We start from the raw sequence: 21,060 nt of genomic DNA on the forward strand, positions 1-21,060 counted from the left end.
GGTCCGTTGCGGTCCGCTGCCGTCCGCTGCTGTCCGGCCGCCCTCCGTGTGAACACCGGATCCGCGCGGGCCGTTGCGTGGCGTGAACGCCCCGCGAATCATTGCGTTGTGCCGCAATGATTTGCGTAGATGAAGGCCTGTATGGGCCGGGGTTTCCGTGCAGATGCCGGAGCAAACGTCCTCGGCGCGATTGCTGTGCCGGTGATAATTTGTCGCCGTGCTTCACGGCTCTTCGCCGCCATCATGGCCAGGAGCCTTCATCGTCGCCCTGACGCGGACCCATGTGATGGTATGCGATTTTGGTGGTCACGCTGCATTTCATGAGCCCACGCACCGGCGCGGCCCAGCAGCGGAGCGCGCCGAGCGCCACCGCGCCGCCGGCGCACTGCTCGGCTCGCCAGCGGCATCGCGCTCGCCTCTCACGGCCAGGCAAGCGCGATGCCGCTCAGAAGCTCGCTTCGACGCCGAGGCTCGGGATCACGATGGGCCCGAGCTCCTCCGGCTCACACCCGCGCAGGATCGAGCATTCGTATTGCAGCGTCTCTTTCCCGGCCGTCGCGTTGAGCACCTCGACCGTGAGCGACACCAAACGGCCCTCCCGGAGGACCCACCGCTTCTCGAGCCGCAGGTCGAGCCGGAAGAACGCCGGCAGCCGCTCTGGCAGGCTCAGCCGTCGTACGTACTGGGCGATCTGCTCGCGCAGCTGCTCCCGCCGCCGGATGTCCTCTTCGGTGTCCGGGAGATCCTCGTCGTCGTTATCGGGCCGCTGCCCGCTCCCGTCGCCCCCCCAGATGTCGTAGTCGAGCGTCATCGGGATGCCGCTGTAGAACACCCCCCTGCCGCCGAGCTTCCACCCGCGGCCCAGGTCGACCGCGGCGGCCGCGTTGAGCACGTGGCGGCGATCGAAGGCCGAGTCGAAGCTCTCCCGGCCGACGTGGCGGACCGAGCGCGACAGGGTGTAGGACACGAACCCTCCGACCCGCTTCGACAGGCTGCGGTGCGCGTGGATCTCCAGCCCGTGGGTGCTGCCCGTAGCGCGCAGCTCTGCCCGCTGCGCGAGCCCGACGTCGGTGCCCGGCGGCCGGTTGCCGAGCGCGTCGCTCAGGTCGAAGAAGCCGCTCCGGAACGCGGTGACCGTCGCCCTGAACCCCTCGGGCAGGCGGAGCTCGACGCCGGCGCTCGCGAGCAGCCCCGTCTGCGTGCCCCCGCGCAGGCCGCCGACCTGCAGGCCGGGCACCGCCCCGAGGAAGCTCGGCGGCTGGTGGGTCACGCCGAAGGCGCTCAGCAGGGCGACGCTCGGCGTCGCCTGCAGCCGCGTCGCGAGCCGCGGATCCACCGTCGCGTCGGCGGCGCCCTCGGAAGCGACGAGGTCGCCGCGCAGGCCCGGGACGACCTCGAGCGCGGGCGTGGCGCGCACGACGATGTCGGCCCAGAGCCCCGCGGCGAGGTCCTCCCGGCTCGTGAACAGGCGCGCGAGCGCCCTGTCGTTCCGGCTCGGGAAGTCGCCGTCGTTCTCGCGGATGTCGATGTCGTACCGCTCCAGCTGCGCGTCGGCGCCGGCGCGCACCGTCAGCCGCTCCGAGACGGGCGCGGACAGCTCGGTGCGCGTGCCGACGAGGCGCGTGCGCCCGGCCCGCTCCCCGTCCTGGTTCGAGCTCTCCTCGTAGCCGAGCGTCACCGCGTGCCTGAGGCGACCGCCCCTCGCGAAGAACCTGTCGTAACGGAGGTCGAGCCGGTGGAAGTCGCCGGCGAGCACGACGTCGGTCTCCCCGTCGTCCTCGATCTGGGCGAGGTAGTCGTGCGACCCGAAGGCGAAGAGCCCGACCCTGTCGTACGGCGAGAGGTCGTACGTGGCGCGGGCCTGGTAGTCCCAGTATCCGAGCTCGACGCCGGGCGAGAACAGCGAGAGGAGCGCGCCCGGGTACGCGTAGCGCCCGCCCACCAGCGCGGTGCCGCGGCCATCGGCCCACGGCGCCTCGACCAGGGCGCCCGCGTCGAACAGGCGGATGTTGCCCTCGCCGTGGAACAGGCGCGCCGGCTCCCTCGTCTCGCCGGCGATGACGCCGCCGATGTAGCGCCCGAAGCGCGCCGGGAAGCCGCCGGAGTAGAGGTCGACCCGCTCCACGAGCGCCGGGTGGATCACGCTCGGGCCGAGCGCCACGTGGTAGAGCAGCGGGACGCGCACGCCGTCGACGAAGTAGCCGACGTTGCCCGGCGGGGCGCCGCGCACGAAGAAGTACGGCACGCCGGAGGCGATGGGCGTGACGCCCGGCAGGGCCTCGATCGCGCGGAACGGGTCGCCGAAGGCGCCGGGCATCTGGCGCACCTCCTCGCGCGTCATCGAGGTCGTCATCGGCGCCGCGCGCTCGCCCACCACCACGACGTCGATGGCCTCCGGCGGCGCCTGTCGCGAGGGCGGCGCCGGCGCGGCGCTCTGCCCGGGAGGCGCCGGGCCCGCCGCAGCGGCCGGGGGCTCGGCCGGCGCCGCGAGCGCGACGGGCGTGACGGGTGGAGGAGCGCGGAACGCCACGCGGAAGAGGATGCGCGCGTTGATGGGGCGCCCGTCGCGACGGGCGGGCTCGAAGCGCCAGGACGGCGCCGCGCCCACCGCGGCGCTGACGAACGGCTCCTCGCCTTCGGCCTCGACGACGCTCACCGTTCCATCGGCGTGCACCGTGATGCGGAGGACCACGGTCGCATCGCCGACGCCGCCGGGCGGGTAGGGCGGGTCCGTGGGGCCTAGCGGCGATGGCATCGTGATCTGCGGGGCGGCCTGGGCCGCAGCGGCGGGTGGCTGAGGCGCAGCGGCGGGTGACTGAGGCGCAGCGGCGGGTGGCTGAGGCGCAGCGGCGGGTGGCTGAGGCGCAGCGGCGGGTACCTGGGCCGCAGCGGGCTCTGCCGTGGCTTCCGCGGGGGCGAGGGTGAGGCGCGCGCCGACGACCACGGCCGCGGCGAGGGCGCGCGGTGCCGCCGTGGGCGTGGCGCTCGATGCGCTCCGGCGTCGCAGAGCCCTGTCCACCGGCTTCTCCATCAGGCTCCCTGAAACCATGGAGAGTCGCGGCTGCATGCTCAAGCGAAACGTGTCGCCCGCGCGGCGCGCGGCGCTCCTCGCGTGGGGCGCTCTGCGCGTGGCGCTGGACGTTCGTGCCGCCGCTGCCGTAGGTAGATGGCTGGAAGCGCTGACGTGGGCTCGAAGAGGCGAAAACCGAAGTCCTGGGGTTCCCGGGCGCTCATCGCGCTCGTCGTGACCGGGCTCAGCGCGGCGGGGGTCAAGTGCGGCCTCGAGCGCGGGCTCGAGGAGCTCGGCCTGGATCGAGGCGAGGACCGCCCCTCGAGGCCGTCTCCCTCGCCCGGCCGACCCAGCAGCTCCTCGCCGCCAAACGGCGCTCCGCCGAGGGGCGCGCCCACCGCGCGCGCGCCTGCGCTCAGCCCCCACCTCGAGCTCGGCGTGCCGGTCCGCACCGGAGCCCGCGCCGCCCGCGCCGAGCCCGCGACCGACGATCACCTGATGATCAAGCCCCAGTACGCCCTCTCGTACAACCGGTCCAGGAACGTCGCGAACTGGGTCAGCTGGCGGCTCGACGCCGCGTCGTTCGGCGACGCGCCCCGCCATCGCGGCAAGTTCCTCGCCGACAGCGCGCTGCCGGACGGGTGGTACCGCGTGCAGCACGACGACTACACCGGCTCCGGCTTCGATCGGGGCCACATGGTCCGCTCCGAGGAGCGGACGCGGACCCCCGACGACAACAAGGCGACCTTCCTCCTCACCAACATCCTGCCGCAGCGGCACGACCTCAACGCCGGTCCGTGGCTCCGGCTCGAGGAGGCGTGCCAGGAGCTCGCGCAGAAGGAGAGGCGGGTGCTGTTCCTGATCGCCGGCGGCCTCTTCGACGAGCGCGGGCGCCCGCCCACCATCGGCAAGGACGTCGCCGTGCCGGGCGCGTTCTTCAAGGTCGCCGTGGTCCTCGAGCCGGGCCAGGGGCCGGAGGACATCGGCCCGTCGACGCGGGTCATCGCGGCGGTGATGCCGAACGAGACGGGGATCCTGGACGAGGGCTGGGGGCAGTACCGGACGACGGTCGACGAGATCGAGCGGCGCGCGGGCTACGACGTCCTGACCGCCGTCCCCGAGGCGGTGCAGCGGGCGCTCGAGGCGCGCACCGACGACGGGCCCGCCCGCGGCCGCTGAGCGGCGCGCCCTCCGTCGATCACGTCTCGACGACCTTCGTCTTCAGGCCGATCCACGCGCCCGACGGGTGGCGGCCGAGGACGTAGACATCGATCGCGACGCGCCCCACGCGGTAGACGCGGAGCTCGGTCACGTGGCGCTCCAGCAGCTCCACGAGCCGCCGGTACCGCCCCGCCTCGGCCTGCGCCGCCTCGCCGGCCTCCTCGGGCGGCTCGAGCACGGGCGCGAAGAAGTCGCCCGCGGTCGTGACCTCGACCGCCGTGTCCGCGGCGAGGCCCTCTGCCGCGAGCAGCGCGGCCGGCGAGGAAGCGTCGACGTCCCACCGCGATGGGCGCAGCGGGTGATCGGACTCGCTGGGGAACAGCAGGTCCTGCGAGGCCTCCTCCAGGGAGGCGAGGAGCTCTTCAGGCGACGCGGGTTGGGCCTGCATGCGGATCTCCGGGCGGGCTGCGCGGACGAGCCCGAGTCTACCGTGGGGGGGTCATTCCACCGTGAAGCCGAAGGTATACGGCGTCTGCATGGGCACGCCGTCCACGCCGAGCACGCTCTTCACGCTCGAGACCGTCACCTCGTAGTCGCCCGGCGCGAGCGGCTCCGCCGGCGTGAAGATCAGGCTGCCGGGCGCGGCCTCGTCCACGGCGCCCGCGACCGGCTCGCCGTCGCGCGCCACCTGCACCGCGCCCTCGTAGCCGCCGGCGTCGGGCGGATCGACGTCGCGCGAGAAGCCGATCTCGATCGCGGGCGCCGCCAGGACGACGGCCCCGTCGGCCGGGGCGGTGCCGGCCACCAGCGGATCCCGCCAGTACCGGATCCCCTTCTGCGTGTCGGGGACCGAGCCGTCGTCCCACGCCGTGGAGGTGTTGTCGACGACCTGCCCGCTGCTGCCGATCGGGATCGAGACGGCGCGGTTGTTCGTGCCGGTGATGCCGCCCCACCACTCCACGCGCTCCCAGGTGCCGCGGGCGTACTTGTACTGGAGCTCGGTCCCCTCGGGGATGTCGACCGTGGTCTGCCAGAGCCCGCCGCCCGTGTGCGTCATCGCGACCAGCCCCGGGTTCCACGGGCCGAGCGCGTCGACGCTGCCGGGCACGTAGATCGCCGACAGGGCCGGCGTCTCCAGCGGCGCCTGGACGCGGAAGGTCACGGCCACCGTGCGGGGGGTCGCCGCCTGGACGATCTCGTTCGACGCCGGCGACTCGGTGCCGTCCGCGTGGACGGCCCGCACGATGTAGGAATAGGCCTGGTGGGCGGTCAGCCCGGTGTCCGTGAACGTCGTGACGGCGCCGTCCACCTCCGCGTGCGCGGCGTCGCCGTACAGCCCGCCGGGGAGGTGCCGGTAGACGCGGTAGGCGACCGCCTCCGGCGCGGGCTCCCACGCCAGCGCGATCGTGTCGGCGCTCGTGCCCGTGACGCGCAGGTCGTCCGGCGGGGCGGGCGCGGCGTCCGGCGGGACGACCGTCACGAGCTCGGGCGCCGCGTCGCCGACGGCCACGCTGACCGCGCCGAGCTGCGAGATCTGGATCTCGAAGGCGACCGTCACCGTCGCGTCGGCGTTGATCCGGACGACGCGCGCGTCGGCGAGGGCGCCGTCCACGGAGATGCCGATCGTCTCGCCGCCGACGAGGTTCCCGGTGTTGGTCACCTCGGCCGTCACCAGGACGAAGTCACCCTGCACGACCTCCTCCGGCACCGTGATGCTCTCCACGGCGTAGCTCGGCTGCCGGTAGGCCTCGAGGCTCGCCGTGTCCTCGGCCGTCGCCGGGCGGATGCGGACAGCCTGGCCGCCGCTCGACTCCATGGCCGCGACGAGCGTGTCGCCGGCCGTGACGAGGAACCGGCTGCGGGCGACGAGCTCCGGGCGCGCGTCGTAGTCGGCCTCGGCGTCGTCCGTGTACGTCTCGGCGACGAAGGTCCCGCCGCCGAGGAAGTCGAGCGGGATCTGGAGCGCGCGGGCGGTGCCGTCCGTGCCGCTCCCGAGGTACCACGCGTCCCCGCTCCGGCGCGCCACGGTCATGTGCTCGCCGATCGCGGCGTCGAGCACGCGGGTCTCGTCCCATGTCGCCGGCACCTGCTCGATGAAGGCGAACTCGGGGCGCCCCTCGTAGTGCTCGGGGACGTCGGTCACCATCTGGAGCCCGCTGAGCAGGATGACGTAGAGCGCGAGCTGGTGGGCGCGCGTCGTGTGCACCCGCGCGGGCGGGTTCCCGGCAAAGGGGCTCTCGGGGATCTTCTCTGGCGCCCAGAGGACCTCGAAGATACCCGGGTTGTAGTCGACCGGGCCCCCGAGCATGCGGGTGAACGGCAATGTCAGCGTGTGCGAGGCGGGGTTGCCGTCGCTCCATGCCTCGTACTCCATGCCGCGCAGCCCCTCGCGGCTCATGAAGTTGGGATACGTGCGCTCCTCGCCGGTCGGCTTGATGGGCTCGTGCGCGTCGACCATGATCTGGTGCTCCGCGGCCCTCCTCGCCACGTCGGCGTAATGGTTCACCATGCGCTGGCTGTAATGGTGATGACCCGGGATGTTCCCTACATACCCCGTCTTGATGGCGTGGATGCCGAGCGACTCGTACAGCGCGAACGCCTCGTCCAGCTGGGCCTCGAAGCCATCGACGTTGGCGCCTGTCTCCATGTGGGCGACGAAGCCGACCCCGCGCGCCGCCCCGTACGCGACGACCTCCTCGAGGTCGAAGCGGTCGTTCGACGCGGTGTAATCCATGTCGGTCCAGCTGCCGTCCCAGCCCTGGTTCCAGCCCTCGGCGAGGACGAACGGGATGCCGTGCTCGCCGGCGAAGTCCATGTAGCGCTGCGTGTTCTCGGTCGTGGCGCCGACGTGCTCGCCCGGCTCCCAGGTCGACAGGCCCTTGTGGATCTCCCACCAGACGCCCATGTACTTGCCCGGCCGCAGCCAGGCCAGGTCGCCATCGCAGATGGCGCATGGGTCGTTGAGGTTGAGGATCAGGTGCGACTCCATGAGGCTCCCTGCGCGGGTGCCGATGGTGAGGGTGCGCCACGGCGTCTCGAACGGCACGGTGACCCGCGCCTTGACGGCGGTGCTCTCCGGGCCGCTCTGCGCCGGCACGAGGGCGCTCCGGAACGCGTGCGGCGCGCCCGGCAGCGCCTCGAGGGTCATGGCGGCATAGTCGTCGAGATCGGCCTCGTGCAGCGCCACGTAGAGGTCGTCGGCGAGCCGGACCGTCATGGGCGTGTTCGCGTTCGCGACGGTGCTGAGCGCGCCCCGGTTGTACAGCGACTCGTCGCCCTCGAAATCGGCGCGCGTCCACCAGGCGGTGCCGTCCGAGGCGAAGCGAAACTCGGTGTCCTCGGAGGTGACCGTGAGCTCGCTCAGGCCGTCTTGTTCGGGGATGACGTACCGCAGGCCCAGGCCGTCGTCGAAGACGCGGAAGACGACGTCGAGGCGCCTCGCCGGGGCGTCCGACGCCAGGTGGACCGTGAGCTCGTTGTAATGCTCACGAATCGTGGAGGCGGCGCCCCAGACCGGGTTCCAGGTCGAGTCCACGGTCCGCCGGTCGGCGCCGGCGACGCGCGCGCCGCGGCCGAGCGGCCCGAGGTCGCCAAGGTCGAGGCCGAGCGCCGAGTCGGCAAGGATGGCTCTCCCCGCTCGCTCGACCGAGTAGGAAGGGACGCCGTCCTGAACGTCGAACGTCACGACGATCTCGCCGCCAGGAGACGTGACCCGCTGCTCCTCGCCCGGCTCCCCGCCGCCTGCGCCGCCCAGGCCGCCTTCGCCGCCCAGGCCGCCTGCGCCACCTGGCCCACCTTCGCCGCCAAGGCCGCCTGCGCCACCCAGGCCGCCTGCGCCACCTGGCCCACCTTCGCCGCCCTGGCCGCCTGCGCCGCCCTGGCCGCCTGCGCCGCCCTGGCCGCCTGTGCCGCCAAGTCCGCCTGCGCCGCCAAGTCCGCCTGCGCCGCCAAGGCCGCCTGCGCCACCTGCGCCGCCAAGGCCACCTTCGCCGCCGAGGCCGCCTCCGCTGGCGCTCTGACCACTCCCGGTGCCGCCGGGAGAACTGGGCTCGTCGTCACCGCAGCCGGCTGCCAGAGGGAGGAGCGACGCAAGCAGGCCGAGCCAGGCGACCCGAGAGCGAACCCTTTTCGCGATCGTTGCGGATTCGATGGTCATGGGGTGTCCTGCGACATGGCGTACCTCCCGGGCGGCGTCAATCGCCAGCCGCCCGCCCAGGTGATGTTAACCTGTTGAATTCATGAATGTTTTGTGCTGACGTCGCCTCGCCGCACAGGTTGCGCTTGACATCTCAGGGACGTTTCGGGGCTGCTTCTTCTGCTGCTCATCAGCGGCGGTGACGCGACGCTTCAACCGCGCTGGTGCCGAACGGGAGAATCCGCTTGCTCCCGGAGCTTGGGCGATGGTACCGGGACGCGCCCGCCCCTGGGGTCCGATCCACCCTTCCGCTTTCCGTTGCCGCGTTGCATGCTCGGCGGACACCAGCGCAACGAACAAGGATTCAACCAGCCATGTCCAAGATGAAGCTCAAGCCCGGCGTGATCACTGGTTCCGCTCTTCAGGAACTGTTCGAGTACATGAAGAGCGTGGAGTGCGCGCTGCCGGCGGTGAACGTGATCGGCTCGCACAGCACGACCGCCGCCCTCCAGGCGGCCAGAGAGGCCAAGAGCCCCATCATCATCCAGTTCTCGAACGGCGGCGCCCACTTCTTCGCCGGCAAGTTCCTGGACAACAAGGGTGAGAAGGCCGCCATCGCGGGCGCGATCGCGGGCGCGCACTACGTGCGGAACCTGGCCGAGGCCTACGGCGTGCCGGTCGTCCTGCACACGGACCACGCGGCGAAGAAGCTCTTGCCGTGGATCGACGGCCTGCTGGCGTACGGCAAGCAGTTCTTCGAGAAGAACGGAGAGCCCCTGTTCTCCTCCCACATGCTCGACCTGTCCGAGGAGCCGCTCCACGAGAACCTCGAGATCTGCCAGAAGTACCTGCGGCAGATGGCGGCCCTCAAGATGACGCTCGAGATCGAGCTCGGCGTCACCGGCGGCGAGGAGGACGGCGTCGACAACAGCGGCATCGACAACTCCAAGCTGTACACCCAGCCGTCGGAGGTCCTCGCGGCCTACGACGCGCTCAAGCCGATCGGCAACTTCACGGTCGCCGCGTCGTTCGGCAACACGCACGGCGTCTACAAGCCGGGCAACGTGCAGCTCCGCCCGCCCATCCTGAAGAACTCCCAGGACGCGATCCAGAAGGAGCGCAAGACGGGCGCGAAGCCGGTCGACTTCGTGTTCCACGGCGGCTCCGGCTCGTCGCGCGAGGAGATCCGCGAGGCGGTCTCCTACGGCGTCATCAAGATGAACATCGACACGGACACGCAGTGGGCCTTCACGCAGCCCATCAAGAAGTACATGGACGACAAGGGCGCGTACCTGAAGTCGCAGCTCGGCAACCCCGAGGGCGAGGACAAGCCCAACAAGAAGTACATCGACCCGCGCGGCTGGCTCCACCTCGGCGAGAAGGGCGTGGCCGCGCGCCTCGTCGAGGCGTGCAAGGACCTGAACTCGTTCGACAAGTTCGAGTTCTGATCCGCGCCGTCGGCTCCGGCCGCGCCCCCCTGCGCGCGGCCGGAGCGGCCCGATCTCACGCGGGCTCACGCGGAGCCGAGCGCCGGGGAGCGCCGGCCGCTCACTCGTCGCCGTCCCGGGTGCCGTCCTCGTCGCGGTCGATCCCGATCCGCGCGCCGCTCCCGGGCGGGAGGCAACTGTGCGAGCAGCCTTGCCGTCCGCCGCGGTGGCTCATGAAGGCGACGAGTGCGCCGTGTGAAGCGAGCGGACCGGGTGAGTCGCCGCGCGGCGGCGACGGGGCAAGCGGGAGAGCGGCAGGCCGAGCAGACCAAAGGCGGTGAGCTCGATGCCGAGCACGGGCAGGAAGGAGAACCCCGCGAGCTCGCTGGCGAGGAGCTGCACGCCGGCGATCGGGGCCGCGACCGACAGGAGCGCTGTCCGGTAGGGGACGCCGTGCAGCAGCGCGAGCAGCACGCCGACGACCCCGACGACCAGGCAGCCGTCGACGGCCGGGAGCAGCGCCAGCGCGCCCGGGGGGCGCTGCGCGGCGCGGAGCCAGAGCAGGGCGCCGCTCCCGAGGAGGACGAGCGCGATGGGCAGATTGCCAGAGGAGCGGGCGGTCATCTTCTGGGCAGGAGAAGCCATGGTGTCGAGGACGGGAGCATGCCATGTGCCATCGCTGCTCCCCGGAGAGGGGCCGCCGGGCCCGCCGTGAGATGCGCAGATTGCGCGGAGGCGCACACCTTGCGCGTCCTGCGCCTGTGCGCCTTCAGCTCTCCCGAGAAGCGCCGTGGCGCGGGCTCGCGCGGCGCTCCCCGGCGGCGCCTGAGCCGCGGAGCGCCCTCGCCCGGCTCGTGGCTTGCAATGAGGCCCGTCATCGGCCGAAGGCCGCGGGAGGAGGGCGCCATGTGTCGTCGTCTGGATGCACCGGAGAGGTTGTCGTGGCTCGAGGTCGAGGGCGATGGGGCCACGCCGGGGAAGGTGCGCTGTCCGCGGAGAGAAGATGACATGACGGACGCGCGCGAGTGCTTTGCCTGCAAGCGCTTCGGGACGCTGGCGATCCATCCGAGCGGGAAGAAGTTCTATGTCGTGTGCGAGCCGTTCGCCGACACGGCGGACGAGGCGGTGTAGCGACTCGAGGGGCCGCCCGCCGGAAGTCCGGACGTGGTTGGCGCGGGCTTCTGCGCCGCTGGGAGGTCACAATGCGACGTCCTCGACAGACCTGGTCCGGCGGCTTCGGTTGACCAGTCGACTGATCGTTGAGCGGAGAGGAAGATAAAGAGGGAGAGATTCACAGGGAGGCGGGGAGGCGGGGAGGCGAGAGCCGGATCAGTCGTTCGAACCAGCAGTCTCAGCGCCGGCTGTTTCGGGTTGCGTCGATGCGAACGAGCTCGAACGATGGTCCCCATCTCTCGCCTCCCACCCTTGTTCGTGCTCTCTCTCGTCTCCCCGCCTCCCCGCCTCCCTGTGTATTCTCTCTTTCTCTGTCTCCCGCCCAACAAGCCGCTGCTGCCGGCAGCGCGGCGCGCCGCGGCAGACCGGCATGAAGTTGGGCCACACCGGAGCCGCCCTCGGCGGCGAAACGGCCGTAAGGTGCCGAAACCGCTGAGCTTTGTGCCGACCGCCTGCTCCTCGCCCGGAATCTCTCGGCGGGATGTTTCACAAGCGAGACCAGGTCGGACGCCCGGAGCCAGGCGGACGGGGCATGACACGGTCTCGACGCGCGCCGTGGCCGCGCGAGAGCGGGGCTGCGAGCGCGTCCGGCTCGTTGCTGCATGGATCGGACTCGGGATCGACCAAAGAGACTCCCTGAGAGACCCGCTGGAGGGCAGCGCTTCCCGCCGTCGGTGCCGGGCGGCGCGCGGGCGGCCTCGTCCAGCCGCGTCACGCTACGATTCGTAACACCTCGGTGATGTCGCGCTACGATCGGTAACACTCGGCCCGGCTCGAGGGCGCGAAGCGCGAGCGCGCGGCGGGCGCGCTTGATCTGGCAACGGGGGCCCGCGATCATCAGGGCCCCGCTCCGCGGGGATCAGGGCATCAAATCTTCCATCGGAGTACATCAGCATGAAGTCTGTTTATCTTGGCCTCGTCCTCTCGGCGTTCCTCTGCGCTTCGGGCTGCTCCGATGACGACGGCGACGCGTCTGCGTCGACGGGCGGGGGAGGGGCGACGACGAGCGTGGGGAGCGGCGGCGCGGGCTCGACGGGCAGCACCACGGGCAGCACCACGTCGGCGAGCGGCAGCGGCAGCGCGACTGGCACGGGGGGCAGCGACGCCGTCAGCAGCAGCAGCAGCGGCGCGGGCAGCACCACCAGCTCCAGCGCAGCGACGGGCACCGGCGGCGGCGGGACGGGCGGCGGCCCGGCCGAGGACAACAACATGGTCTTCCTCCTCATCGGCCAGTCCAACATGGAGGGCGTGCCGAAGCCCGAGGCCCAGGACAAGACCGAGAACCCCCGGGTCAAGGTGCTCGCTTACGACAACTGCTCGGGGCTCGGGCGGACGTACAACGAGTGGTACACGGCGTCTCCGCCGCTCCACGGCTGCAACGCGGGGGTAGGCCCCGGCGACTACTTCGCCAAGACGCTGGCGGAGGCATACCCCACCGCGACCATCTGGCTCGTGCCCAACGCCATCAGCGGGGTCGACATCGACTTCTTCCGGAAGGGCGTCCGCTCGAGCCGGCGCGGCGAGTTCCGCATCCCGCCCGACAACCACTGGAACGGCGCCTACGAATGGGTGATCGAGCGCGCTCACCTCGGGCAGGAGAAGGGGACCATCCGCGGCATCATCTTCCACCAGGGCGAGTCCGACAGCGGCCAGGCGGTGTGGCTCGACAAGGTGGCCGGGATGGTGTCCGACCTGCGCGCGGATCTCGGGCTGGGGGAGGTTCCGTTCCTCGCGGGAGAGCTCCTCTACAGCGGCTGCTGCAGCGGCCACAACACGGTCGTGAGCCAGCTCCCGGGCCGGATCCCCAACTCCTTCGTGATCTCCGCGAGCGGGCTCGCGGCCATGGATCAGTACCACTTCGATCTTGCGGGTCAGCGCACGCTCGGGAAGCGCTACGGCGACAAGATGGTCGAGGCGCTCGGCGACTGAGCGTGGCCGGACGAACGCGACGTCCCCGCGAGGCTCTCGCCCTGGCGAGAGCCTCTCACGACATCCAGCCCTCGAAGTAGGCCCGCGCGGCGCGGGCGCCTCAGGCAGGCTCCGCGCGGCGCGGGCGCCTCAGGCAGGCTCCGCGCGGCGCGGGCGCCTCAGGTCGCGCATCTTCTCCAGCTCGAAGAACCCCGCGAAGGCGATGCCGAGCAGCGGGTAGGGGAACAGGATCGCCATCGTCAGCAGCACGCCGAGGTGGAAGAGCCAGGCGGCGCTGCAGAAGACGACGGCGACGCGCCGGCTGAACAGGGCGAGCGGCGCGCCGAGCTCCATCGCCAGGCTGGCGAGCGCGAGCGGCGGGAACAGGAAACGATACCGGACGAGCGCGCCGCCGAGCGGAGAGTGCGTGTCGCCGAGGGCGATCTTGCGCACGTTGTCGTAAGCGACGTAGTTGCGGAGGATGTCGCTCATCGCCCAGTCGAGGCCGCTGTTCCGGAGCTTGGTGATCCCGGCGATGAAATACGAGGTCACCGTGATCGCGCAGAGCAGCCGGAGCGGCCAGCCGTAGCGGCCGTCCGGCGCCGGCGGCGACAGGGCGCCGGCGTGGCGCGCGCGGCGCGCGTCGAGCGAGTACGCGTCGGCCGCGGCGCCGAGGCTGAGCGCGATGACGTGGAGCACGAGGAGGTTCTCGGTGTGGAACACCATGCCCCAGGAGTTGCGGTAGCTCAGCACCCAGAGCAGGAGCGCGCCGAAGAGCGGCCCGGCGACGCGGAACCTGTAGCCGGCCACGAAGGCCGCGCCGGCCGCGATCGCAGCGCCGAGGAGGCCGCGCACCGCCCAGAGGGGGAGCGGCGCGGAGAGCACCGAGATCACGCCGACCGGCCTGAAGCTCTCCGGGGGCAGGTGGCCCACCCGCTGGAGGTGCACCGCGCGGACGCAGAGGTAGACGAGCGCGAAGCCGCCGACCAGGAGGCGCACGATCGCGAGCCGCTCGGCGGGCGCCTCGGCGAAGAAGGCGCGGTCGAGGCGATCGAGCAGCCGCCTCATCGCGCGCCCACCTTGCATGTCGCGTGGAGCTTCGAGTCGATCGGGGCCTCCTGCCCCTCGAAGAACGCCACCGCGTCGAACGTGTCGGTCCGGATCTCCACCGAGACGAGATCCGCCTGGCCGGACTGCTCCGCGACGCGCGCGGCGATGCCGCGGCAGAGCGCGCGCGTCGCGCGGGCGCCCTGCCGGATGCTCTGCGCCAGCGTGGCCTTGGCCTGCAGCACCTCCTCGCTGCCGACGAGCCGCGGCGGGATCGGCCGCCGGCCGCCCCGGGAGTCCACGCCGACGGCGCGCTCCACCGCGGTGCGGGCGTCGTGGCGACCCCACGAGAACATCGGGTAGGTCGACAGCGGGAAGCTGTCCACGGGAGGACGGCGGAACAGCGGGGCGAGCATCAGGAGCAAGAGCCCCGCGGTCACGCCGTACGCGTACGCCCTGCGGTCGGCCCAGCGAGCGCCCGCGCCCCGTCCCGGGCCGCCGCCCGCGCCCGCGCTCACCGCGCCGCTCGCACCCGGCGTCGTCCTGTCGCCTGCGCCTGCGCCCGCGCTCCGGCTCGCCTCGCCGCCTGCGCCCGCGCTCACAGCGGCCCCGCCTGCGGGGCGCTCCGCCCGGGCAGGAGCCCCAGCGCCCTGCCCCCGTGGCCGAGCGCGGCCCAGGCGTGCTGCACGTAGTCGATGCGGATGCGGGGCGACGCCATGCTCTCGCTGAAGCCGCCCTCGATGACCACCTCGCGGCTGCACGCGAAGCAGGTCGCGGGCGACCACTGCTGCCGCACGAGGAACCCGAGCACCCGCTCCATCAGCGCTCGATCCGGCGCGAGATCCTCGCCGCGCGCCGCCTTGACCGCCATCGCCGCGGCCAGCGCCTCGCCGAACCCCGCCGTCGCCGTGTTGTGCGGCGGCAGCACGTTGCCGAACCCGTAACCGCCCACGAGATCGGGCGCCACGTCGCTCTCCTCGTCGAGCACGAGCCGCGACTTGAACGCGACGTAGTCGAGGCAGAACCGCTCGTAGTCGTCGCGGCGGTGGCGGCCGAGCGCCGCGCGCGCCGCGAGGCAGTGCCAGTTCTCCTCCATGTACACGAAATCACTGGCGAAATGGTCCCAGTAGCGGTTCGCGTAGTAGTCCATGGCCCGGTCGACGGCGGCGCGCACCTCGGCCGCGGGCGGGAGCCCGGGGAGCGGCTCGCGGGCGGCGAGCTCCTCGAGCAGCGCCAGCGCGAGCACCGACTGGCCTCCCTCGTAGAGCTGCGTCGGGCCGAGGACGGGCGCGACGCGCGCGAGGTCGAGCTGCGGCGCGAAGCCGCCGTCGTCCCGCTGCGTCGCGAGGACCATGCGGGCGAGCCGACCGATGAGGGCGTCGTGCGCGCCGCGCGCGTCGCTGACGGCGTCGCGGCACGAGAGGAACGCGACGAGGCTCAGCGCCGTGGGGTTGAGGTTCGCGACCATCCCGCGGCTGTCCGCGGGGTAGAAGAGCGCGCCGACAGCGTCGCCCGCGCCGGCGCGGCGCTCGAGCTTCGCGAGCATCCCGAGCGAGCGCTGCACCGCCGTCCTGAGCTCCGCCGGCGCCGGCGCGCCCTCGGCGCCGGCGCCGAGCTCGCACAGCGCGAGCGTCGTGCCGGCCTGCCGCGCGATCGAGAACCCGTCGAACGAGGCGCGCCCGGTGAACGGATCGACGATGTAGCGGAACATGCCGTCCTTCCGCTGCGCGCCGAGGATGTAGCGCTGCGCCGCGGCCGCCGCCTGCCGGGCGGTCGCCTCGGTGAGCTCGACCCCGGGCTCGCCGAGCCGGGACAGGAGGTGGAGCGCGCCCGCGCGATCGACGGCGTAGCTCAGCGTCTCGATCCGGAGGAGGCCGCTCCGCAGCGCGGCGTCGTCGACACGCGCGCCCGCGCCGTCAGGGCCGCCGGCGCCGCCCGGCGCGGGCTCGCCGAGGGCGCGGCGCAGGACCGCGAGGTCCACGCCGAAGCGGAAGTCGGGGACGCCGGCGAGCGGGGCGTTCGTGTTGAACGCGTCGAGCGCGATGAGCTGCCACGGCATGAGGCAGCGCCCGTCGAGGCAGAGCCCGTCGAGCCCGGGGCGCAGCGAGAGCCCGGCGAGGCCGGGGCCGGGGGAGCCGAGCGGCTGCACGGCCGAGACGACGTCGATCTTGAGCGGGCCGCGCAGCGCGCCGGCGAGCGCGCCGCGCAGCGCCGCGACGGCGTCCTCGCCGGGCGCGGGCTGGAGGCAGCGGGTGGCGGCGTCGGCGCGCTGGGGCTCGCGCGCGGCGTCGAGGTGCGCGAGGTGGGTGACGACGAGGGTGGGGCGACCGGGCTCGGGGGGCGCGGCGCACGCGGCCGGCTCCGTGGTCATGAGCGACGGCGCTTTGGCCGGCGCCGCCGGGAGCGCGTCGAAGCCCGAGAGCGCCTCGCGCAGCGCGGCCCCGGTGCCGGACGGGGCGCCGCCGGGCACCGGGAGGACGTCGGCCTTGGCGGTCCGGTGGCGGAAGAGCAGCGCGAGCGCGGCGAGCACCGCCACGGAGGCGATCGCGGCGAGCGCGGCGCGCGGGGAAGAGCGCCGCCGGAGGGCAGGGAGGCCGCCGGTCGAGGCGACGCCCCAGCAAGCGAAGGGCAGGGTGAGGAGCGCGACGACCGCCCAGACCGCGAGCAGCGCGGCCGCGATGCCGGTGCCGAGGCCGCGGTTCAGCGAGGCGACGTAGACGGCCGAGGAGAGGAGGCCGTAGCTCAGGAGGGCGAGGTAGCCGAGCGAGACGAATGACGTGACCCGGAAGGCGCGCGGCGCGAGCGGGTGGGGGAGGAGCGAGAGCACGGCGGTCGCGGCGTGGAGCAGCGCGAGCGCGGCGGTGACCACGGCGAAGAGCGTCCACGGCCGGAAGGGGAGGACGAGCGCGGCCCAGGCGAAGACGGGGGCGTGGAGGGCGCTGAGCAGGCCGACGGCCCATCGGCGGGGCGGCGGGGGCGGGGAGGCGGCGCCGCGAGCCGGGCTGGCGTCGGGGCTGCGGTCGGCACGCGCGGGGGCTTCCGCCGGCGGGGGGGCCGCTGGCGGGGCTGGCGGGGCGCTCTCCTGGAGCGGCTCCGAGGGCGCGGGGGAGTCGGTGTCGGGCGCCTGCATGGTGCGGGACGCTTATCACGACGTCCGGCCCGCACGATCGCTGCCGTCGCGACGGCGGCGCGAGGCTCGACGGCGGCGCGAGGTGCGGGGACGCCTCGAGGCGGCGGCCCCGCTCGATCGCCGCGCAGCGGAGGAGCCCGCCCGCGTCCTCGGCGACCACGGCGCCGGCGACAGCTTCGCCGGAGCCCTCACCTGACTATCTGGCCCACGGCCTCCCGGTCGAGGAAGCCTGTGTGTCATTCCTCGAGCAACGCGCTTCGCGCGGGCGCGGGATGGATAGAAAAAAATCCGCCGAGGCGCATCCCTCCGCCGGGGCGCGCAGGCGCTCCCATGTTTGCTCGATATAAGCGAGGCACTCCATGATGGATCCCTGCTTGCCGGCCTCCCACGACCCGCGCGGGAGCGCGCGCTCGACAGGGTAGACGGTGTACTGCTTCTCGTGATCGACGACGACGCGATAGGTGGCTGCGTCCTGCCGCTCTCCCTGGTTCATCTTCCCCTCCGCGGGTCGGCCCGATTGCGCTGCGGGGTCGCACGATAACCTCGACCCCCGCGCCGTCGAGCCGGAATCTCCGAGCGCGGATCGCAGGATCACGCCGTCTCCGGACCGAGACGGCGTCATGCCGGGATCGATGTCCATGTCATGACGTCGCGCCAGCGAACCGAGGCGGGGAAGCCTGCGCCGGGCTCCCGGCGGCAGACCCGGAGCCCGGCGTTCCTCGGGGCCGCTCAGCGCGCGGCGGCCGGGACCTTCACGCCGTCCGGCAGACCGCCCCAGCCCGCCACCTCGGTCTTGATGCCGCGGGCGTGCATCTGCTCCTCGGCGCGGAGCATGGGATTGTAGTTCTGGAGGTTCCGCTCGCCGTTCGGCGCGCCGGCCTTGAACCACAGCTTGCGGGTGAGCGAGCCGTACATCAGCGGCAGGTAGGGCAAGAACTCGCTCGAGCCCTCGGTGGAGCGATGCGACACGAACGCGGAGAAGCCACAGGCCTTGATGTTGTCGAGCGCCTCCCCCAGGCTCTTGACGCCCACCTTCTGACACTCGTCGAGGATCCAGGAGAGATCGCCGCGCGCGGTCAGGAACTCTTCGACCTGCTTCGCGTCGGCCAGCCCGAGCACGACCTCGATGGCGAGGCGCGTCTCGGTGAAGGTGCCGGCCTGGTTGAGCTTGATCAGCACGCTGTTGCCGGCGCGCTCCTCGCGCTTCTTGCCGCAGAGGTAGGGGATGATGAAGCGGAGCTGCGTGACCACCAGATCGTCGAGCACGATCTGCACGCGATCGCCGAAGCGGGCGTTCATCAGCTTGTGGGCGGCCACGTCGTGCTCGGAGCCGGGGTCTTCCATGGTGGCGAAGTTGTCCGCGCTGTTCACGACCGTACCGTCGAAGTCGACCAGCTCCTCGCGCGTCTTCTTGCCGGTGCCTGAGAAGCGCATGTCGTACATGCCCTGAGCGATCAGCTCCTCTCCCTTCTGCACCTCGCTGAAGGCGTTGTCGGTGCCGATCGCGTACTCGGCGAGGCCGAGCCCGAGCTGGCCCGCGCACTCCTTGATCCGGGTCAGCCCCTCGAAGTTGTCCTTCACCGGGAACACGAAGCCACGCTCCTTGGCCGTGCCGGTCGGCAGCCCGTCGCGCACCAGGTTCTTCTCGAACTGGCGGAAGAACTTGGTGCCCGTGTCGAAGACTTCCTTGAGCGAGCCGGCCTTCATGGCGAAGAAGAACATCTCCTGGATGTCCTGCTTGGTGCCGGGCACGTGCTCGCCGCCGCACACCATGTTGAAGGCGATGTTGGGGAAGTGGAACGTCCGGGTCTGGTCGGTGGTGAAGATCTCCCAGGCCTCGTAGCCGCTCGCCTTCAGCAACGTCTGGAAGAAGGCGGTGGACGCGGCCAGGCACGCGTTTCCGCCCCACGCCTTCTTGTTGTGGCCGGCGCGCTTGACCAGCTCCAGGTCGAACGCCGCGGCGGCGTCCAGCAGGTCCCTGGGGCTCTTGATCACCACCTTCTTCGGGAGCAGCGGCGCGATGTTCTTCTCGATGGACTCGAGCGCCTTGTCGTTCGGGATGTACACCGCCTCGTTCTCACCGTCCGACGTCCCCTTGGGGATGCCGTTGCGCTCGGTGATGGTCCACGTCTCCTCCCCGCGCGTGACCTTCGCCGTGACTTCGCCCTCGATGGTGAAGCTGGCGTACGAGGAGAGGATCTCTCGTCCCTTGAGCGTGAAGCCCGTGACCGTCGTCTCTTTGATCATGGCGCGACGGTATAGCAGCATCGCGGCAGCTTTTGGCGGCCAGCGTGCCCACGAGATCGCGAAGCGCGCGCCGCGGAGGTGTCCGCCGCGCAGGGAGGGGCGGCGAGGCACGACCCTCGGCGTGGATCGCGGAGCGCGATGTGCGGAGGCGACCGTCGGAAGGCCGGCTCCAGCGCTGGAGTCAGGCGCCCGGGGCGCGCACGAACTGCTCGTAGACCACGAGCGTGACCGGCTTGTCGTTGGCGACCTTCACCAGGACGCTCTTGACGCGCAGCCATTCGAGGCCGGCCTTGCCGGCGCCCACGCGCGGCACGCCGATCCGCTCGATCCCCGCCCCGGCGGCGTGCGTCACCATCGCGGCGAGCGCGCGCTCGAGCGCGGCGAGCGCGGGCCGCTTCGTCGCGTTCTCCTGGATCGTGAGGCTGTACACCGTGTCGCTGCCCTCGCTCCAGACGAAGGCCTCCCCGAGCTGGAACTTCCGCTCGGCGCTCCGCTGCTCGAACGCCGGGAGCAGGCCCGGCCAGCGCTTCTTGAACGTCACGGAGATCCCCGTGTCCATCTCGCCCACGCAGCTCACGCCGTGCGCGTACGCATGAAGGTCCGGGGTGTTGAGGAGATCGCCCTTGGTGAAGATCGTCGGCACGCGGGGCACCCTAGCACTGTCGGGGTCCGCTTCGTGAGATGCCGACGGGCCCGCGAACGCGAGGGCGAGGGGCCGCCTGTGCCCCCGCCCCCTCGAGCGCGCCGTTCCGGCCCGCCCGGCACGTCCGCGCCGGCGCCCCTCGGACGGGCCGGTCGTGCTCGCTCCAGCGCGCGGCCTCCCCGGCGGCGCGGCGCCGGGCGGCGCGCCCGGCGATTCCGGGCTGCACGGGCGCCGCCATGCACCCTCCCCGCGGCGCGGGGAGGTGAGCACGGCGGCGTCTGCGCCGCGTCTCGCTCAGATCTCGGAGTAGGCGCGGGAGATGACCCGCCGGGCGACCGACTGGATGCCGGTGTGCTCGTAGTAGCTGGTCATCACGTCGAGCGCCGCGGCCACCACGTCGAGTTTGTCGTCCGAGAAGGCGATGTGCTCGCGCACCTTGTCGAGGACGCCGGCCTGAGTGATGCCCTTCTCCTGCACCAGCTGGGTGACCTTGCCGCCGGCCTGCTCGAGGTTCTTCTGGATGAGGGCCTTGTGCTCATCGGGGCCGCCACCGGGCAGGTATTTGGCGACGGCGTTGTAGAGCTTGCTGTCGGTGAGCGCCGAGCCGGAGACGGCGGCGGTGATCTTCTCGAGGAAGTTCGGCCCCAGCGGCAGCACGCAGTCGATGGCCGCGAAGGCCGCCAGGCGCATGACGTCGCTCTTGCCGTAGCTGCCGATGGCCTTGGCGAAGTCGGCCACCCCGTCGCCGGGGATGCCGTTGACGAACACGAACGAGGCCAGCTCGCACGCGAACTTGATGCCTGCATCCACGGCCTGGGCCGCCTCCGGCTGCGGGGTGATGGCCTTCAGGAAGCCGAGATCGAACTTCTGGCCGATGAGGTTCACCGCCGAGGCGGCGGCGATGGTCTTGTCCAGGCTGTCCACCATCTGGAAGCACCAGACCGCCTTCTGGTAGCCATTGGACGAGTCGGTGTAGAGCTGGATGGCGCGCTGGCCGACCTGCTGGATGAGGTCCTGGTCGCTCTCGCCGGTCTCGTCGGCGATGAGCTCGTCGAAGTTGGTGATGTTCTTCCACTGGCCGGGGGCGATCCAGTCCAGGGCGTGGAGCACGGCGCCGGTGACGCTGGTGCCGGGCAGGTCGTTGACCAGCTTGAAGATGGGGTCGTCGCTGTCGCTCAT

At 72.1% G+C, this 21,060-nt stretch carries 16 protein-coding genes; 4 read left to right on the plus strand and 12 right to left on the minus strand.

Translation table 11 applies throughout. From position 1 onward, the window contains the following. Nucleotides 1-445 precede the first annotated feature (445 nt). Nucleotides 446-2,755 carry a TonB-dependent receptor plug domain-containing protein gene (locus WME89_RS11990; protein ID WP_438009325.1) on the minus strand — a complete coding sequence of 770 codons (2,310 nt, stop codon included), beginning with the start codon at nucleotides 2,753-2,755 and terminating at the stop codon, nucleotides 446-448. Between the two features lie 429 nt (nucleotides 2,756-3,184). On the opposite strand from WME89_RS11990, the gene WME89_RS11995 reads away from it, so the two are divergent. Beyond that, a complete protein-coding gene (locus tag WME89_RS11995; RefSeq protein ID WP_438009326.1) occupies nucleotides 3,185-4,189 on the plus strand; it encodes a DNA/RNA non-specific endonuclease in 1,005 nt (334 codons plus the stop codon). 19 nt (nucleotides 4,190-4,208) lie between these two features. Here WME89_RS11995 and WME89_RS12000 read toward each other — a convergent pair whose 3' ends face one another. Genes WME89_RS12000 through WME89_RS12010 form a run of 3 tightly spaced genes read right to left on the minus strand, consistent with a single transcriptional unit; the run spans nucleotide 4,209 to nucleotide 8,086 of the window. Next, nucleotides 4,209-4,619 (minus strand): nuclease A inhibitor family protein, encoded by a 411-nt coding sequence (locus WME89_RS12000; protein ID WP_437625284.1) that lies wholly within the window; start codon nucleotides 4,617-4,619, stop codon nucleotides 4,209-4,211. A 51-nt stretch (nucleotides 4,620-4,670) separates the two neighbouring features. Further along, nucleotides 4,671-7,856, minus strand: coding sequence for a glycoside hydrolase family 97 catalytic domain-containing protein (locus WME89_RS12005; RefSeq protein ID WP_438009327.1), 3,186 nt, complete (start codon nucleotides 7,854-7,856; stop codon nucleotides 4,671-4,673). Beyond that, a complete protein-coding gene (locus WME89_RS12010; RefSeq protein ID WP_438009328.1) occupies nucleotides 7,853-8,086 on the minus strand; it encodes a hypothetical protein in 234 nt (77 codons plus the stop codon). Before WME89_RS12010 ends, WME89_RS12005 begins: the two co-directional genes overlap by 4 nt. Before the next feature lie 594 nt (nucleotides 8,087-8,680). On the opposite strand from WME89_RS12010, the gene fbaA reads away from it, so the two are divergent. Then, on the plus strand, nucleotides 8,681-9,754 hold the full coding sequence (fbaA, locus tag WME89_RS12015) for a class II fructose-bisphosphate aldolase (RefSeq protein WP_437667440.1): 1,074 nt from the start codon (nucleotides 8,681-8,683) through the stop codon (nucleotides 9,752-9,754). A gap of 210 nt (nucleotides 9,755-9,964) precedes the next feature. Here fbaA and WME89_RS12020 read toward each other — a convergent pair whose 3' ends face one another. Beyond that, nucleotides 9,965-10,378 (minus strand): hypothetical protein, encoded by a 414-nt coding sequence (locus tag WME89_RS12020; RefSeq protein WP_438009329.1) that lies wholly within the window; start codon nucleotides 10,376-10,378, stop codon nucleotides 9,965-9,967. A gap of 261 nt (nucleotides 10,379-10,639) precedes the next feature. Here WME89_RS12020 and WME89_RS12025 point away from each other — a divergent pair, with 261 nt between their 5' ends. Beyond that, nucleotides 10,640-10,864 carry a hypothetical protein gene (locus WME89_RS12025; protein ID WP_438009330.1) on the plus strand — a complete coding sequence of 75 codons (225 nt, stop codon included), beginning with the start codon at nucleotides 10,640-10,642 and terminating at the stop codon, nucleotides 10,862-10,864. A gap of 936 nt (nucleotides 10,865-11,800) precedes the next feature. Beyond that, entirely contained in the window at nucleotides 11,801-12,835 is a 1,035-nt protein-coding gene (locus WME89_RS12030; RefSeq protein WP_438009331.1) for a sialate O-acetylesterase, read from the plus strand. Between the two features lie 129 nt (nucleotides 12,836-12,964). Here the strand turns inward: WME89_RS12030 and WME89_RS12035 are convergent, their stop codons facing one another. From WME89_RS12035 to WME89_RS12065, 7 genes are all read right to left on the minus strand, one after another. After that, nucleotides 12,965-13,882 (minus strand): HTTM domain-containing protein, encoded by a 918-nt coding sequence (locus tag WME89_RS12035; protein WP_437667432.1) that lies wholly within the window; start codon nucleotides 13,880-13,882, stop codon nucleotides 12,965-12,967. Further along, nucleotides 13,879-14,463, minus strand: a complete 585-nt coding sequence (locus WME89_RS12040; RefSeq protein ID WP_438009332.1) for a hypothetical protein — start codon at nucleotides 14,461-14,463, stop codon at nucleotides 13,879-13,881. Before WME89_RS12040 ends, WME89_RS12035 begins: the two co-directional genes overlap by 4 nt. Continuing rightward, entirely contained in the window at nucleotides 14,460-16,991 is a 2,532-nt protein-coding gene (locus tag WME89_RS12045) for a hypothetical protein (RefSeq protein ID WP_438009333.1), read from the minus strand. Before WME89_RS12045 ends, WME89_RS12040 begins: the two co-directional genes overlap by 4 nt. Before the next feature lie 196 nt (nucleotides 16,992-17,187). Next, entirely contained in the window at nucleotides 17,188-17,484 is a 297-nt protein-coding gene (locus WME89_RS12050; protein WP_438009334.1) for an MbtH family NRPS accessory protein, read from the minus strand. Nucleotides 17,485-17,720: 236 nt separating this feature from the next. Further along, complete coding sequence (locus WME89_RS12055; RefSeq protein WP_438009335.1) at nucleotides 17,721-19,259, minus strand: hypothetical protein; 1,539 nt, start codon at nucleotides 19,257-19,259, stop codon at nucleotides 17,721-17,723. A gap of 160 nt (nucleotides 19,260-19,419) precedes the next feature. Further along, on the minus strand, nucleotides 19,420-19,881 hold the full coding sequence (locus WME89_RS12060; protein ID WP_438009336.1) for a macro domain-containing protein: 462 nt from the start codon (nucleotides 19,879-19,881) through the stop codon (nucleotides 19,420-19,422). A 294-nt stretch (nucleotides 19,882-20,175) separates the two neighbouring features. Beyond that, entirely contained in the window at nucleotides 20,176-21,060 is an 885-nt protein-coding gene (locus WME89_RS12065; RefSeq protein ID WP_438009337.1) for a hypothetical protein, read from the minus strand.

Origin of the sequence: Sorangium sp. So ce321 (genome assembly GCF_051530195.1) — a bacterium.
GTDB lineage: Bacteria > Myxococcota_A > Polyangia > Polyangiales > Polyangiaceae > Sorangium.